The organism is Streptomyces sp. NPDC079167, assembly GCF_040686735.1.
Taxonomy (GTDB): domain Bacteria; phylum Actinomycetota; class Actinomycetes; order Streptomycetales; family Streptomycetaceae; genus Streptomyces.
In genome coordinates, this window is the sequence record NZ_JBFBLO010000012.1 from 1 (window position 1) to 15,846 (window position 15,846).

Below are 15,846 nucleotides of genomic sequence, written 5' to 3' on the forward strand. Positions count from 1 at the left end.
TCGTGTCCGATTCCCGGCCGAAGCGGGTTCCTGCTAGGCGGTTGAATCACCACCGTGCTTTCCAGTTCTTCGCTTTCGCGTTTCCCTTTCCGGCGAGTCCGACTCTATCAGATCCTTTCGGGCCTGATTCCCGGTCAGCGGGGTTCGTCTTCCCGGCCCTTGGGCCGTTCCGACGAGTGAGACTTTAGCGGAATCCCCGGCCCCGACGCTAATCGGGTTGCCTTCGAACGCTGATTCCTCATTTCGCACGTGTGCACGTAAAAACGCACGACAGATGTCGTTCGTTTCGAGTGGTTACTGCGGAATGGCTGTCCGGGGACCGACCGGGGCCGGAGCTCACGTCGGACAACTCGGAGCACACTACGTACCGGGGCAGGACGTGTCAACCCTCGTCCTGCCCCACCTCCGTGGGCGAGTCGCCGGCGAGGACCCCGTAGGTCAGCCGTTGCCCGTCGCCAGCTCGCGGCTCCGGTCCCGGGCCGCTTCGAGCGCGGCGATGAGGGCGGCCCGTACGCCGTGGTTCTCCAGTTCACGGATGGCGCTGATGGTCGTGCCGGCCGGGCTGGTGACGGCCTCGCGGAGCTTGACCGGATGTTCGCCGCTGTCCCGGAGCATGACCGCCGCGCCGATGGCGGCCTGGACGATCAGATCGTGGGCCTGGGCGCGCGGCAGGCCGAGCAGGATTCCGGCGTCGGTCATCGCCTCGACGAGGAAGTAGAAGTACGCGGGTCCCGAGCCGGAGAGCGCTGTCGCCGCGTCCTGCTGGGACTCCGGGACCCGCAGCGTCTTGCCCACGCCGCCGAAGATCGCCTCTGCGTGGTCGAGGTGCTCGGCGGTGGCGTGGCTGCCCGCGGAGATGACGGACATGCCCTCGTCGACCAGGACGGGGGTGTTCGGCATGACGCGTACGACCGGGGTGCCCGCGGCGAGGCCTTCCTCGATGAATCCGGTCGTGATGCCCGCGGCGGCGCTGATGACGAGCCGGTCGGCGGTGACGTGCGGAGCGAGTTCGGCGAGGAGCTTGCCCATGTCCTGGGGCTTGACCGCGAGGATGAGGATGTCGGCGTTCTTGGCGGCTTCGGCGTTGGTGACGGGCTCGACGCCGTAACGGGCGCGGAGTTTCTCGGCGCGCTCGGTGGTGCGGGTGGTCACCAGCAGGTCGCGGGCTTTCCAGCCGGCCCGGATCATGCCGCTGAGCAGGGCCTCGCCGATCTTTCCTGTACCGAGGACTGCGACTGTCTGGGTCATGCGGTTCATCCTCCGGGTGGCGGCGCGCGGTACGCGGTGCTCGTCGTTGGCGGCCATCCTCGCACCGCGCCCGTCAGGCGGTGCGGCGGCGGAGGGTGGCGGCGCCCAGACAGAGAACGAGCAGGGCGCAGCCGGCGACGATCAGGATGTCGCGGTAGAAGTCGGCGGTGATGTCGGTGTGCGTGAGGACCTGGTTCATCCCGTCGACGGCGTACGACATCGGCAGGACGTCGGACACGGCCTCGAGGACGGGGTGCATCCGGTCGCGCGGGGTGAACAGTCCGCACAGGAGCAGCTGCGGGAAGATCACGGCGGGCATGAACTGGACCGCCTGGAACTCCGAGGCGGCGAAGGCCGAGACGAAGAGGCCGAGCGCCGTGCCGAGAAGCGCGTCGAGCAGGGCGACCAGGAGCAGCAGCCAGGGGGAGCCGACCACGTCCAGGCCGAGGACCCAGACGGAGATCGCGGTGGCCAGCAGCGACTGGGCGACTGCGACGGCCCCGAACGCCAGCGCGTATCCGACGATCAGGTCGCCCTTGCCGAGGGGCATGGCGAGGAGGCGTTCGAGGGTGCCGGAGGTGCGTTCGCGGAGGGTGGCGATCGAGGTCACCAGGAACATCGTGATCAACGGGAAGATGCCGAGCAGCGAGGCACCGATGGCGTCGAAGGTCCCCGCGTCCGCGTCGAAGACGTAGCGCAGCAGGGTGATCATCAGGACCGGGACGATCAGAAGAAGCGCGATGGTGCGGGGGTCGTGGCGGAGCTGGCGCAGGACCCGTCCTGCGGTGGCGAGAGTGCGGGCCGGGGAGAGTACGGGGGCGTCTGTGCTCATCGGGTCGTCTCCTGGCGGGCGTCCGCCTCGTCCGCGGCGGCCTCGTCCACCAGGTGGAGAAAGGCCTCTTCGACGGTGGCGGAGCCGGTACGGGTGCGGAGGCCGTCGGGGGTGTCGTCGGCGAGGATCGCGCCCCCGCGCATGAGCAGCAGCCGGTGGCAGCGTTCGGCCTCGTCCATGACGTGGGAGGAGACGAGGACCGTGGTGCCGCGGTCGGCGGCGAGGGTGTGGAAGAGGTCCCACAGGTCACGGCGCAGCACGGGGTCGAGGCCGACGGTCGGCTCGTCGAGGACCAGGAGTCCGGGGGTGCCGAGCAGGGCGACGGCGAGGGAGACGCGGCTGAGCTGGCCGCCGGAGAGGGTGCCGGCGAGTGCGTCGGCGTGGCTGGTGAGGTCGACGTCGGCGATGGCGCGGGCGACCGCCTCCGTACGGGCGGTCCGGTGGGCGCGGCCCGGCTGGAGCACGGCGGCGAAGTAGTCGAGGTTCTGCCGCACGGTCAGGTCCGTGTAGACGGACGGGGCCTGGGTGACGTAGCCGACGCGTGCCCGCAGGGACGGATGGCCGGCGGGGCTGCCGAGGACGTCGAGTGTTCCTTCGACCTTGGCCTGGGTGCCGACGACGGCCCGCATGAGCGTGGACTTGCCGCAGCCCGACGGACCGAGCAGGCCGGTGATCCCGCCCGGCTCGACGGTGAAGTCGAGACCGCGCAGGACGGTGCGGTCTCCTCGTACGACGGTGAGGGCGCGTGCCTCGACGGCCCCCGCGTCCGTGGTACGCAGGGAATTCATCATGCGATGAATATTGATCCCGGCGAAGGCGCCGCGTCAAGGGACGTGGCGCCTTCGGCGGGGTGTCAGGCGGTCAGTACGGCGAGCTCGACCACGTAACGCTCCTCGACCACGCCGTCGGGGAAGACGGTGGCCAGGTGACCGCGCTCCTCGTCGAGGAAGCGGCGGGTGGGCTCCTCGCCCGCCGCGCCGAGCACGAGGAAGGCGGAGTGCGTGGCGAGGTTGGCGAGGTGCGTGTCGACCGGCACCCGCCGGGACCACGGCAGCAGTCGCTTCGCGAACGCGTCGTCGGACAGCAGCGAGAGGTTCCGGGAGGTGGCGTCGCCCGGCCTGCCGTGGACCCGGGCGTCCGCGCCGAGGTACTCGCGCAGCCGGTCGTCCTGGCCGGCGACCCAGGGAGTGGACAGGTCGGACACGTTCCACCAGAGCGCCAGCGCGCCGCCGGGGCGCAGGACACGGCATGCTTCGGGGAGGGACAGGTCCGGGTCGGTCCAGTGCCAGGACTGGGCGTAGGTGAGCAGGTCCACGGAGCCGGTGGCCAGGGGGAGGCGGTTGCCGTCGCCCCGGACCATGGGGACGGACGGCAGCGACCGGTGCAGTTCCGCCGCCATGCCGGGGCCCGGCTCGACGGCGGTGACCCGGGCACCCCGCTCGTGCAGCAGACGGGTGGCGATGCCGGTGCCCGCGCCGACGTCGACGGCCCGGGCACCCCTCAGCGGGCGGCCGGCCAGCTCCTCGACGGCGTCCAGGAGTGCGGGCGGATATCCGGGACGCGCGGCGGCGTACTGGGCGGCGGCGGTGTCGAACGAAAGGGAACGGGGCGTGGGTGCGGTCATGCGTTCATCGTGCACGCACCCCGGCGTGCGCGGGCGTGAATCCCGTCGGTCGCACCGGGGATCGGCGACCAGGGCGTGGGCGCGTGGCCCGTGCGGCTGTTTTCTACCTGCGTCCGGAGCGCTTCCCCTTGGCTCCCTTGGCGCTCTTCCGGGCCGCCGGATTGCCGGTCCGCGCGGAGCGGCGCTTCGTGTACCGGTCGAGCGCCGTCTCGTACTCCGTGCGCCGCAGCTTCTCGCCCGGTGCCTCCTGGAAGGAGCGGATGAAGTAGGCGAGCAGCGAGCCGATGAAGCCGATCGACTTGAGGCCGCGAAGCCTGTCCTCGTGGGACGGGTCGGCGGGACGGCGGGTGAAGCCCTCCCAGGTCTTGCGGAAGGCGATGGCGCTGCAGACCGCGAACATCAGGACGACGAGCATGCCGACGAGGCTGCCGACCTCGGCGATCTCCAGGCCCTGGTAGGCGAAGCGCAGGACGAGGCACCCGGCCACCGCCGCGACGAGCGAGCCGAGGGTGGCGCCCACGCGCCGCAGCCCGTATCCCCCGTCGTGGCCGACCCAGGTCGTGCCGAAGAAGCGGAGGGATTCGGGCTGCGGCCCTGGCGCGGTGGAGCCCGAAGGCGCGGCCGAGGGCGTTCCGGGGGCTTCGCTGTTCTCGCTCACGGAATCGATTATCCCCGGCCGCGCGCCTCTGCCGTCAGTCGCAGCGCGGAGCGATGTAGCCGTCACTGCCTGTCTTGACGTAGGCGTCCGACACGAACTGCCCGTTGGCGATGTTGTCCCAGAGGTTCGACGTGCCGTACGGACCGGACACCCGCTCCCCCGGCTTCTGGCAGTACACCGGGACGCTCATCCCGTACGGCAGCGTCCGGACGATCCCGTACTGCGTCCCGGGACCCCTGCGGACGTTGACGCGGTAGCCGGGAGCGATCGGGTAGACGACGGCGCCCGCGGCGAGCGTCGCCACCTCCCCGGCGGCGTCCGACTCGTCCGTGGTGACTGTGGTGACGGCGTTCTCTCCAACACCCATGAGGGCCTCCCCCGTTGAAAGCGATGCGTGTGACGCGCAGGCTAACAAGCCCCCCGCTCCTCGCACGCACCATCGACTAGGCTCCGTGCGTCGCGCTTGCGCACGAACACACGGGGGTGGGCGATGCCGCCGCTGCGAGGGACCGGATCACATCCGGAAGCGGAGCATCCTGAGTACGCCGGGCAGTACCGGCTCGAAGCAAGTCTCGGAGCGGGCGGCATGGGTGTCGTACACCTGGCGCGCTCTCCCTCCGGGCTGCAGCTCGCGGTGAAGGTGGTGCACCGCCAGCATGCCGCGGACCCGGAGTTCAGGGCGCGTTTCCGGCAGGAGGTCGCGGCCGCCCGACGGGTCAGCGGCGCGTTCACCGCGCCGGTCGTGGATGCCGATCCGGAGGCGGCGCTGCCCTGGATGGCCACCCTGTACGTCCCCGGCCCGACGCTCGCCGCGCAGGTCAAGCGGAACGGGCCGATGAGCCCGGCCGAGCTCCGCAGGCTCACGGCCGGGCTCGCCGAGGCTCTGCGCGACATCCACCGCGCCGGTGTCGTCCACCGGGATCTCAAGCCGAGCAACGTGCTGCTCCCCGACTCCGGCCCCAAGGTCATCGACTTCGGTATCTCCCGGCCGTACGACAGCGATCTCCGCACGGAGACGGGCAAGCTGATCGGCTCGCCGCCCTACATGGCGCCCGAGCAGTTCCAGCGGCCCCGCGAGGTCGGTCCGGCGGCGGACGTGTTCGCGCTGGGTGCGGTCCTGGTCCACGCGGCGACGGGGCGGGGACCCTTCGACTCGGACAGTCCGTACCTCGTGGCCTACCAGGTGGTGCACGACGAGGCCGACCTGGCGGGGGTGCCGGCGGACCTCGCGCCGCTGGTGGGGCGCTGCCTCGCCAAGGACCCCGGTGAGCGCCCCACCCCGGACGAGATCATGGCGGCGCTGCACCCTCCGTCGTACGAGGCCGCCGCCTTCATACCCGTCCAGCGCACGCCGGTGGCCGCCGAGTCCGTGGACGCGGACGAGGGCACGACGCATGTGCGGGCGGCGGACGGGCTGCCGTCCGGCGCGGTGCCGGTGAAGGGCCGTCGCAAGCGGTACGGCATCGCGGCCGTCGCCGTGGCGGCGGCGCTGGTGGCCGGAGGTCTCTGGGCGGCCGGGGGCGGCTCCGGCGCGCCGGGGGCGGGGACCGGCGCGAAGAAGGAGGGCGCGGCGGCCTTCGTACCGTGGCAGACACCGCTGATGTCGCGGGGCGGCTCCACACCGTCCTGCGCCACGGGACCGGCCGCGGGGCTGTACTGCGTCTCCGCCGGCTACGGCACGGTCCGGCTGGATCCGTCGGACGGCCGGCCGGTCTGGTCGCACCGGGACATGTCGTCGAAGGGGCCGGGGGGCCCGAGCCCCGCGGGCGCGGTGTCCGGGAGCGTGGCCTGCACCGTCGTGGCGGGTGAGGAGGTCCGGGCGTACTCAGCCGGTGAGGGCACGCAGCTCTGGCGCAAGGATCTCGCCGCGTACCTCGACGTGCCGTTCCCGGCCGGGGACACCCTGCTGACGGTGCGCCAGGACGGGTCGCTCCAGGCGCTCGACGCGGCGACCGGCGCGTCCCGGTGGCGGCGCGCCGTCCCGGGACATGTGAGTCCGGGCTACGCGCTTTACGATGCGCGGACCGGGCTCGCCTACGCCTTCGAGAGCTCGGCGGAGGGGTCCACCACGCTGGTCACGGCCATCAGGGCGAAGACCGGCGGGACGGCGTGGCAGCGCAGACTGGACGGGATGCTCACCCCCGCCGGGACGTCGGACGGGGCGCTCCTGCTCACCTCGATGAACGACAAGGCGCAGACCACGGGGCTCGTCCGCTACGACCCGGTGCTGCGGAAAGCGACGCGCGTCGCGCTGCCTTTCCGGATGGACGGACCGGAGACCGTGGTGGACGGGGACACGGCCCTGCTCCTGGAGCGCGGCGGGACGCTGCTGGCCGTCGATGTCCGCCCGGGCGCAGGGCGGGCCGAGCGGTGGCGGCTGGAGACGGCCGTCAGCACGACCTCGGATCCGGTCGTCGGAGCGGGCGGCCGGCTCTACTTCTCCGCCGCGGACGGGCGGCTGCTCGCCGTCGACACGGAGCGGGGAACGCTGCTCGGCCAGACACGCCCACGGCTGAGGGACGGGAAGCTCAGCCACGCGTCGTCCCTGCCCGCCCCCGTCGTCCTGGGGCGGAGCGTCATCGGCACCGCGCCGGACGGATCCGTCTTCGCCGTGGACGCGGACGACCCCGCCCACTGGTGAGACCAGGGACGGGGCCGGGGACCCGGAAGGTCAGCCGAGCTTGGTGACGTCGCGGACCGCGCCGCGGTCGGCGCTCGTGGCCATCGCGGCGTAGGCGCGCAGGGCTGCCGAGACCTTGCGGTCGCGGTTCTTCGGGGCGTACACGCCGTTCAGCGCGTCGCGGCGGGTGGCGAGTTCGGTGTCCGGGACGAGCAGCTCGATCGAGCGGTTCGGGATGTCGATCCGGATCCGGTCCCCGTCCTCGACCAGCGCGATCGTGCCGCCGGAGGCCGCCTCGGGCGAGGCGTGGCCGATGGACAGGCCCGACGTACCGCCGGAGAACCGTCCGTCGGTGACGAGCGCGCAGGTCTTGCCGAGGCCGCGGCCCTTCAGGAAGGACGTCGGGTAGAGCATCTCCTGCATGCCGGGGCCGCCGCGCGGGCCCTCGTAGCGGATGACGACGACGTCGCCGTCCTTGATCTCCTTGCGGAGGATCTTGTCGACGGCGTCCTCCTGCGACTCGCAGACGACGGCCGGGCCCTCGAAGGTCCAGATCGACTCGTCGACGCCGGCCGTCTTCACGACGCAGCCGTCCACGGCGAGGTTGCCCTTGAGGACCGCCAGACCGCCGTCCTTGGAGTACGCGTGCTCCAGGTCGCGGATGCAGCCGCCCGCGGCGTCCAGATCCAGGGTGTCCCAGCGCTCGGACTGCGAGAAGGCGGTGGCGCTGCGGACGCAGCCCGGGGCCGCGTGCCAGAGCTCGACGGCCTCGGGCGACGGGGAGCCGCCGCGGATGTCCCAGTTCTTCAGCCACTCGGCGAGGGTGTCGGAGTGGACCGAGTGCACGTCCTCGTTGAGCAGACCGCCGCGGTGCAGCTCACCGAGGAGGGCGGGGATGCCGCCCGCCCGGTGGACGTCCTCCATGTAGTACGTGCCGCCGGGGGCGACGTTGGGGGCGACCTTCGACAGACAGGGCACGCGGCGCGAGACAGCGTTGATGTCGTCGAGGTCGTACGCCAGCTCGGCCTCCTCGGCCGCTGCGAGCAGGTGCAGGATCGTGTTGGTCGAGCCGCCCATGGCGATGTCGAGCGCCATGGCGTTGTCGAACGCGGCGCGGGTGCCGATGGCGCGCGGCAGGACGGTCTCGTCGTCCTGCTCGTAGTAGCGCTTGGTGATCTCGACGACCGTGCGGCCCGCGTTCTCGTACAGCGCCTTGCGGGCGGTGTGCGTGGCGAGGACGGAGCCGTTGCCGGGGAGGGAGAGGCCGAGGACCTCGGTCAGGCAGTTCATCGAGTTGGCCGTGAACATGCCGGAGCAGCTGCCGCAGGTGGGGCAGGCGTTCTCCTCGATGCGGAGGATGTCCTCGTCGGAGATGCTCTCGTCGACCGCGTCGCTGATCGCGTTGACCAGGTCCAGCTTGCGGACCGTGCCGTCGACGAGGGTGGCCTTGCCGGCCTCCATCGGACCGCCGGAGACGAAGACCGTGGGGATGTTGAGGCGCATCGCGGCCATCAGCATCCCGGGGGTGATCTTGTCGCAGTTGGAGATGCAGATCAGGGCGTCGGCGCAGTGGGCCTCGACCATGTATTCGACGCTGTCCGCGATGAGGTCACGGGAGGGCAGGCTGTAGAGCATGCCGCCGTGACCCATCGCGATGCCGTCGTCCACCGCGATCGTGTTGAACTCGCGGGGCACCGCGCCCGCCGCCTTGATCGCCTCGGAGACGATCCGGCCGACCGGGGCGAGGTGCGTGTGGCCCGGGACGAACTCGGTGAAGGAGTTGGCGACCGCGATGATCGGCTTACCGATGTCCTCACTGGCTACGCCGGACGCCCGCATAAGGGCGCGGGCGCCCGCCATGTTGCGGCCGTGGGTGACAGTGCGGGACCTCAGCTGGGGCATCGTCTCTCGCTCCTTCGACAGAAAAGACTGTCTCCGAGCGTACGCCTCCCGTGCCAAGATCTGGACACGCCGTCCGAAATACGGGATGTGATGCTCGACGGGTGGTCGGGGGGAGGCCGTTTCACCTGGCCCTGGCCGCCCCGCGCGTCACACCGCCGGCAGCGCCGTCAGTCGTTCGGCGTGCAGCGCGGCCAGCCGCTTGCCGCCGGAGACCACGTACCACTGCTCGGTGCCCGCGCCGTCGCCGAAGGTCCAGCGGAGCTTGCCGTCCTGCGCGCTGTACGCCTGGACGCCGCCGTCCTTGCCGAATTCCGTCGCCCCGTACAGAGTCTCCCCCACCCTGGCGAACTGGAGCGGGACCGATACCTCGCGCAGGTCGTCGGCGTTGTGCCACAGCTTCCTGCCGGTGGCGGGGTCGACGGCCCACAGGGCGTGGGCGCTGTCCGAGGCGTAGATCACCCCTTCGAGGACGGTCGGTCCGTTGAACGTGTCGAACTCCTCGGTCTTCAGCGCCCAGCGCTCGGCGCCGTCGTCCACGCCGAAGGAGCGCAGGTGCCGCCCGTCCGAGACGACCACCGCTCCGTCGTGGACGGCGATCCTCTCGAAGTTGGCCCTGCTGATCTTCTTCGTCCACAGCTGCCGCCCGGTCGCGGTGTCGCGGACGGTCAGGTTCTTGCGGAGGTCGGTGTAGACGAGCCGGTCGCCGAGCACCGCGGAGGTGAGCCCGGACTCGTCGGTCCCGGTGTCCCGCTTCTCGCTCCAGACGGCTTTGCCGGTACGGACGTCGATGGCGGCGATCACGTTGGTCCGGGAGCTGAGGTCCTTCTCCAGGATGCCCGCGATCACGTACACGCGTCCGGCGTCGGCGCCGATGGGCCGGGGCTGGCTGTACCGCCCCTCCAGGCGGCTGCGCCATGTCTCCTTGCCCGTGGCCGGGTCGAGACCCACGAGGTCACCGTCGTACTTCCCGCTGGCCAGGTAGAGCGTGTCCCCGCCCATGATCAGCCGCGCGCCCGGCTGGGCGGCGCCCGGCAGCGACCACAGCTCCCTGCCGGTGGCGAGGTCCCGGCCCACCAGGGGGTCACCGGCGACCAGCACGACATCACCCACGACGGCGAGCACCTCGTGGTTGCCGAGGGTCCCCACGTCGGTCGTCTTCTGCCACAGGGCGCGCGGGGCGGTACCGGCGGGCGGGGTCGTGAACGCGTCGCCGCCGCCCTTGCCGCTCCCGCCGGGCTTCGGACCGCCGGTGTTGCCGCCGGAGGCGTCGGCCTCCTCCGGCCCGCAGGCGGTCGTCACCGCTCCGGCCAGCACCACGCCCAGTCCCGCGCCGGCCAGCCGCAGGAACCGTCTGCGCTCCACGGTGACAGCCCTGCCGCCGTCCGACGGCCGGCCCTGTCCGCGTCCGCCTCTGTTCGACCCGCTCATGAGCGTCTCCCCCGTCCGTTGTGCGCGCCGTGTGCGTCCGGCTCGCATGATCCCGGACAGCCAACCATCCGGATCCGGCCGCGGCCGGTGCCGGTACCGACTCGGAACATCGTCGTGATGCGACCGGCACAGCCGTCACACAGGCAGGACCCGGGTCACCCTTCACCCAGATACCGCTGGAGCGCGGGGGCCACCATCGCGATGATCTTCTCCGGGTCCGCGGACGCCAGGGGCTCCGCCCGGATGACGTAACGCAGCATCGCGATGCCGATCATGTGCGAGGCCGCGAGCTCTGCGCGGAAGGTCGGGTCGGGCACGTCCAGCTCCGCCGCGATCCGCTCCAGCAGACGGCGCAGCACGAAGCCGCGCAGAACCTTCGCCGCCGCCTCGTGGGTGAGCGCGGAGCGCAGTATCGCCAGGAGCGGCGCCCGGGAGACCGGGTTCTCCCATACGCCGATGAAATACCGGGCCAACCGCTCCCCCAGGTCCTCCGAGGGACCGCCCAGGAGCGTGGGGATGACGAGCGCGGGCTCGAAGGAGACCTCGACGGCCGCGGCGAAGACCTCGTCCTTCGTACCGAAGTAGTGGTGGACCAGGGCCGCGTCGACGTCCGCTGCCCTGGCGATGCCCCGGACCGACGTCTTGTCGTAACCGCGTTCGGCGAACTCCTTGCGGGCTGCCTCCAGGATCCGGGTCCTGGCATCGGGTCCGGTGGCGCCCGCCGTGCGGGAGGGCCGGCCCCTGCGCCGGGGCGACGGGCCGTCGGCGCCGGGGGTCACGGGCGGGGCGTCCGCGCCGGCGACGCCAGATGGAGCCGGGTGAAGGCGAGCGCCTCCGCGAGATCGGCCTCGCGCTCGGCCGAGGACATGGCGCGGCGGGTGTTGACCTCGATGACCACATGGCCGTCGAAGCCCGTACGGGCCAGCCGCTCCAGCAGCTCCGCGCACGGCTGGTCGCCCCGGCCGGGCACCAGGTGCTCGTCCTTGCCCGATCCCTTGCCGTCGGCGAGGTGGACGTGGGCGAGCCGGTCGCCCATCCGGTCGACCATGGCGAGGCTGTCCGTGCGCGCGGTCGAGGTGTGCGAGAGGTCCACGGTGAAGTGCCGGTAGTCGTCGTTGCTGACGTCCCAGGCGGGGGCGTACGCGAGCATCTCGCGGTCCCGGTAGCGCCACGGGTACATGTTCTCCACCGCGAACCGCACGTCCGTCTCGTCCGCCATGCGCCAGATGCCGGAGACGAAGTCCCGGGCGTAGTTCCGCTGCCAACGGAACGGCGGGTGGACCACCACCGCCGAGGCGCCGAGCTTCTCCGCCGCGGCCCTGGCCCGCTGGAGCTTCACCCAGGGGTCGGTGGACCAGACCCGCTGGGTGATCAGGAGACAGGGCGCGTGCACGGCCAGGATCGGCACCTGGTGATAGTCCGACAGCCGCTGCAGCGCCTCGATGTCCTGGCTGACGGGGTCGGTCCAGACCATGACCTCGACACCGTCGTAGCCCAGGCGCGCGGCGATCTCGAAGGCCGTCGCCGTCGACTCCGGGTAGACCGAGGCCGTCGACAGGGCGACCTTCGCATCCGGGATGCGCACCACTGGTTCTGCCACGTGGACAGCGTACGGGCAGTGGTACGCGAGTCCGAGGGAGCCCGGCTGAAAGTGACGAGGCCCATGAGGGGCGACCGCCGGGATCAGGCCAGGGCGGCCTGCTCCGCGGGCAGGTGGTCGAGCCGGCGCAGGATGACTCCCTCGCGCAGCGCCCAGGGGCAGATCTCCAGCTCCTCGACCTCGAACAGGTCCATCGCGCCCTCGGCGACGAGCGCGCCGGCCAGGAGCTGAGCGGCGCGTCCCTCGGTGACCCCGGGAAGGTTCCCCCGCTGCTCGACGGTCATCGCCGACAGCTTCGGCACCCACTCCTCCAGGGCCTTGCGGGTGAGGACGCGCTGCACGTAGAGCCCCTCGGCGGAGCGGGCGGCGCCCGAGATCCTGGCGAGCTGCCGGAACGTCTTGGAGGTCCCGACGACATGGTCGGGCGGCCCCAGCCGGGTGAACTCACCGACCGTACGGGCGATGCCGGCCCGGACGTGGCGGCGCAGTGCCCTCACGTCCGTGGCGTCCGGCGGATCGCCCGGGAGCCAGGCGGCGGTGAGCCGGCCGGCGCCGAACGGCAACGAGACCGTGGCGTCGGGCTCCTCGTCCATCCCGTAGCCGACCTCCAGCGAACCGCCGCCGATGTCGAGGACGAGCAGCTTGCCCGCGGACCAGCCGAACCAGCGGCGCGCCGCCAGGAACGTCAGCCGGGCCTCCTCCTCACCGCTGAGGACGGCGAGGGAGACACCGGTCTCGTCCCGCACCCGGGCCAGCACCTGGTCGGCGTTGCCCGCCTCACGCACGGCGGAGGTGGCGAACGCCAGCACGTCCTCGCAGCCTTTGTCCTCGGCCGCCTGGAGGGCGTCGGCGACCGTCGTCACGAGCCGGTCGACACCCTCGGGGCCGATCGCCCCGTCCCGGTCGAGCAGTTCGGCGAGCCGCAATTCCGCCTTGTGCGAGTGGGCGGGCAGCGGGCGTGCGCCGGGATGCGCGTCGACCACCAGCAGATGCACCGTGTTGGACCCCACGTCGAGGACTCCGAGTCTCATACGGGAACGCTACTGCGGCTTACTCTGGGCGCGTGCCAAAGACGAAAAAGGCGAAGCCGGACAAAGCCACGAAGAAGCAGCGGAACACGAAGCAGGAGATGCGGCAGCCGGACGCGACCGGGCCGGACGGCCCCGACGAGAAGGGGCTCGACTTCGCGCGGGCCTGGGTGGAATTCCCCGACCCCGCCGACGACGAGCAGGTCTTCCGCTGCGACCTGACCTGGCTGACGTCCAGGTGGAGCTGCATCTTCGGCAGCGGCTGCCAGGGAATCCAGGCGGGCCGGGCGGACGACGGCTGCTGCACGCTGGGCGCGCACTTCTCGGACGAGGACGACGAGAAGCGGGTCGCCGGGCACGTGGCGCGGCTCACACCGGAGCTGTGGCAGTTCCACGACGTCGGCACCGGGACCGGCTGGGTGGGGGTCGACGAGGACGGCGAGCGCCAGACACGGCGCTGGGAGGGCTCCTGCATCTTCCAGAACCGCCCCGGTTTCGCGGGCGGCATGGGCTGTTCGCTGCACATCCTGGCGCTCAAGGAGGGCAAGGAGCCGCTGGAGACCAAGCCGGACGTGTGCTGGCAGCTGCCTGTCCGGCGTACGTACGACTGGATCGAACGGCCCGACGACACGCGCGTGCTCCAGATCTCCATCGGGGAGTACGACCGGCGGGGCTGGGGCCCGGGCGGTCACGATCTGCACTGGTGGTGCACCTCGGCGACGTCCGCGCACGGAGCCGGCGACCCGGTCTACGTCTCGTACCGGCCCGAGCTCACCGAGCTGATGGGCAAGGAGGCATACGACCGGCTCGTCGAGCTCTGCGAGCAGCGGCTGGCGTCGCTGCTGCCGATGGCGCCGCACCCGGCCGATCCGGTCTGAGGCAGGCCCTGCGGGGGCGGCTTCCGTCTCCCTGACGGCGTCCTGGTGTGCGGCGCACAAACGTTCCGCCGCGCTCCGGGGCGCCGTCCGCGTCAGCCGGCGGGTCCGGAGGGCTCACCGGGCTCCGTCGTGCCGGGTTCCGTGGAGCCGCCGGACGGTGCCGGAGTGGGGCCGGGAGAGCTCGGTCCTTCGGTGGGCGGATCCGTCGGCGTGGGCGTCGGGTCCGGCGGATCGGTGGGGTCCGTGGGTGCAGTGGGACCGGGGGTCGGCTCCGAGGGGGCCGGGGAGGACGGGGTGGGGTCCGGGGTCCCGGACGACGGGTCCGGTGACGGCCGCGGGCTTCCGGGGTGCGGTGCCGTGGCCCCGTAGCCGGTGATCGCGACCGCGGACCCGGACGGGGCGAACAGCACACGGGCGCTCCACGGGCCCCGGGGCTCGGCCGCGCTGTCCACGAACACATGGAGGCTGACGCTCCGGCCCGGCGCCACCGTGCCGGACGTACGGCTGAGGCGCAGCCACGGGGCGTCCGTCCGGGCCGACCAGACGACGGTCTCGTCGCCGGTCGCGGTCAGAGTGATCGTCGTACGGCTGCCGGACGAGCGGGCCGAGACCGCGAGCGAGGACGCTCCGTCCGGGCCGGCGCCGACGCTGATGACCTCGGCCGAGACGTCCGGGTTCCCGGCGCCTTCCGCGAAGCCGTCGTGCCCGTCGGGGCGGGCGTTGCCGGCGTTCTCGTAGTGGTCGTAGGGATCGCCGTCGGGGCTCGGTTCGCCGTCCACGTCCGTCGCCGTGACCGATGTGTCGCGCCCCTCGCCGGTCAGCGGCGCACCACGGTAGGCGGCCCAGAGGGCGATCACCGGCGCGGCGACGACGGTCGCGACGACCGTCGTGGTCACGACCCGGGCGCGCAGCCGGTCCCGGCGCGCCGCGTGGTCCTTGGGGTCCAGCGGGAAGCCTGTCCGGCCGAAGCGCGGGGCCCCGGACCGGGAGCGCCGGGCCTGGGTCAGGGCGACGTGCACCGAGGGGCGGGGCGCCTCGACGACCGGCAGCGCGGTGGCCGGGGTGACCGTCGCGCCGGGCCAGGGGCCGGCCGCCCCGGCCCGCTCGGCGGCGCGGCGGCAGCGGGGGCAGTCGTCGACGTGCCGTACGAGCTCCCGGCGCAGGGCCGCCGAGAGCAGCACCTGATGGGCGCCGGTGAGACGGGCGACGGAGGGGCAGTCGCCCGTCTCCACGACGGCGAGGGCCGCGCGGGTGCGCTCCACCTCGCAGGCGGCGCCCGCCAGGAGCTCCCGGGCGCTGCCGGGGTCGAGTCCGAGGACGGCGGCGACGGCGCGGGGGGTGAGCCCGTGGCGCACGGCGAGCTCCAGCGCCTCACGCTGCTCGGGGGTGGTGCCCGCGGCCTCGGGCCAGGCCAGCTGCGCGAGCTCACGCCGGTGCGCCTCGGCCGCCGGGGACTCCGTGGGGCGGTCGGGGGCGGCGGCCTCCTCCGGCACGCTGTGGGCGGGCCGGTGACGGGACGCCCGGCCGCCCTCGCGGGGCGTGCGCGGTGTGTGCGGCGTGCGCCGGTGCGCCTGGCGGCCCCGCCGCTGCTCCGTGAGCGCCCGCAGGCACGTCCATCTGGCCAGGGCGTACAGCCAGGATTTACGTTCCTCCTCGGCCGCGGGGCACCGGCCGTCCTGCCGCTCGGCGATGGCCAGGACCGAGCCGAGCGCCTCGGTGGCCGCCTCGTGGTCGCAGAGCACGGAGAGGCAGTAGGTGAACAGGCCGTCGAGATACGGCTCGTACCGCGCGGACGATCGCTGCGCCGACGGGCGGGCCGCGCGGCGGTGCGCCCGGTGTGCGCCGGTGGGATGTGTGGGGGTATCCAGCCTGCTGCTCGTCACGTGGCGACCGTAGGCAGACAGGTGCGGGGCCCTGACAGCACTTTCCTACATTTAATCCTTACGGGTGACGGTCTCCCTCGAAAGGGGACGGGAATCCCGGATTCCGGCAAAATTGCCGCATCGGGCACATGTTCGACCACCGCGC

General features: G+C 72.4%; 14 protein-coding genes. 2 read left to right on the forward strand and 12 right to left on the reverse strand.

Annotated features, from left to right (window positions below):
• Positions 1–438: 438 nt before the first annotated feature.
• The 6 genes from proC to AB0P41_RS24680 all read right to left on the reverse strand — a co-directional run bounded on the left by proC (position 439) and on the right by AB0P41_RS24680 (position 4,729).
• On the reverse strand, positions 439–1,257 hold the full coding sequence (gene proC, locus AB0P41_RS24655) for a pyrroline-5-carboxylate reductase (RefSeq protein WP_356713916.1): 819 nt from the start codon (positions 1,255–1,257) through the stop codon (positions 439–441).
• A gap of 64 nt (positions 1,258–1,321) precedes the next feature.
• A complete protein-coding gene (locus tag AB0P41_RS24660; protein ID WP_356713760.1) occupies positions 1,322–2,080 on the reverse strand; it encodes an ABC transporter permease in 759 nt (252 codons plus the stop codon).
• On the reverse strand, positions 2,077–2,871 hold the full coding sequence (locus AB0P41_RS24665; RefSeq protein ID WP_365934227.1) for an ABC transporter ATP-binding protein: 795 nt from the start codon (positions 2,869–2,871) through the stop codon (positions 2,077–2,079). The genes AB0P41_RS24660 and AB0P41_RS24665 overlap by 4 nt, the downstream gene beginning before the upstream one ends.
• Before the next feature lie 62 nt (positions 2,872–2,933).
• Positions 2,934–3,704: a methyltransferase domain-containing protein gene (locus AB0P41_RS24670; protein ID WP_365934229.1), complete on the reverse strand. Its 771-nt coding sequence runs from the start codon at positions 3,702–3,704 to the stop codon at positions 2,934–2,936.
• Positions 3,705–3,807: 103 nt separating this feature from the next.
• A complete protein-coding gene (locus tag AB0P41_RS24675) occupies positions 3,808–4,362 on the reverse strand; it encodes a hypothetical protein (protein WP_356713763.1) in 555 nt (184 codons plus the stop codon).
• 34 nt (positions 4,363–4,396) lie between these two features.
• Positions 4,397–4,729: an SH3 domain-containing protein gene (locus tag AB0P41_RS24680; protein WP_356713764.1), complete on the reverse strand. Its 333-nt coding sequence runs from the start codon at positions 4,727–4,729 to the stop codon at positions 4,397–4,399.
• A 123-nt stretch (positions 4,730–4,852) separates the two neighbouring features.
• Between AB0P41_RS24680 and AB0P41_RS24685 the strand changes: the two genes are divergently transcribed.
• Positions 4,853–7,003, forward strand: coding sequence for a PQQ-binding-like beta-propeller repeat protein (locus AB0P41_RS24685; RefSeq protein ID WP_365934381.1), 2,151 nt, complete (start codon positions 4,853–4,855; stop codon positions 7,001–7,003).
• Between the two features lie 30 nt (positions 7,004–7,033).
• Here the strand turns inward: AB0P41_RS24685 and ilvD are convergent, their stop codons facing one another.
• From ilvD to AB0P41_RS24710, 5 genes are all read right to left on the reverse strand, one after another.
• Complete coding sequence (gene ilvD / locus AB0P41_RS24690; RefSeq protein ID WP_356713765.1) at positions 7,034–8,884, reverse strand: dihydroxy-acid dehydratase; 1,851 nt, start codon at positions 8,882–8,884, stop codon at positions 7,034–7,036.
• Between the two features lie 147 nt (positions 8,885–9,031).
• Positions 9,032–10,312, reverse strand: a complete 1,281-nt coding sequence (locus tag AB0P41_RS24695; RefSeq protein WP_356713766.1) for a PQQ-binding-like beta-propeller repeat protein — start codon at positions 10,310–10,312, stop codon at positions 9,032–9,034.
• 155 nt (positions 10,313–10,467) lie between these two features.
• The gene (locus tag AB0P41_RS24700; protein WP_356713767.1) at positions 10,468–11,091 is read right to left on the reverse strand and encodes a TetR family transcriptional regulator; all 624 of its coding nucleotides are present in this window, start codon (positions 11,089–11,091) and stop codon (positions 10,468–10,470) included.
• Positions 11,088–11,912 carry a sugar phosphate isomerase/epimerase gene (locus AB0P41_RS24705; RefSeq protein WP_356713768.1) on the reverse strand — a complete coding sequence of 275 codons (825 nt, stop codon included), beginning with the start codon at positions 11,910–11,912 and terminating at the stop codon, positions 11,088–11,090. Before AB0P41_RS24705 ends, AB0P41_RS24700 begins: the two co-directional genes overlap by 4 nt.
• Positions 11,913–11,995: 83 nt before the next feature.
• Positions 11,996–12,943 (reverse strand): Ppx/GppA phosphatase family protein, encoded by a 948-nt coding sequence (locus tag AB0P41_RS24710; protein WP_356713769.1) that lies wholly within the window; start codon positions 12,941–12,943, stop codon positions 11,996–11,998.
• Positions 12,944–12,975: 32 nt separating this feature from the next.
• Between AB0P41_RS24710 and AB0P41_RS24715 the strand changes: the two genes are divergently transcribed.
• Entirely contained in the window at positions 12,976–13,818 is an 843-nt protein-coding gene (locus tag AB0P41_RS24715; RefSeq protein WP_365934232.1) for a hypothetical protein, read from the forward strand.
• A gap of 92 nt (positions 13,819–13,910) precedes the next feature.
• Here AB0P41_RS24715 and AB0P41_RS24720 read toward each other — a convergent pair whose 3' ends face one another.
• Positions 13,911–15,701: a hypothetical protein gene (locus AB0P41_RS24720; RefSeq protein ID WP_356713771.1), complete on the reverse strand. Its 1,791-nt coding sequence runs from the start codon at positions 15,699–15,701 to the stop codon at positions 13,911–13,913.
• Positions 15,702–15,846: the final 145 nt, after the last annotated feature.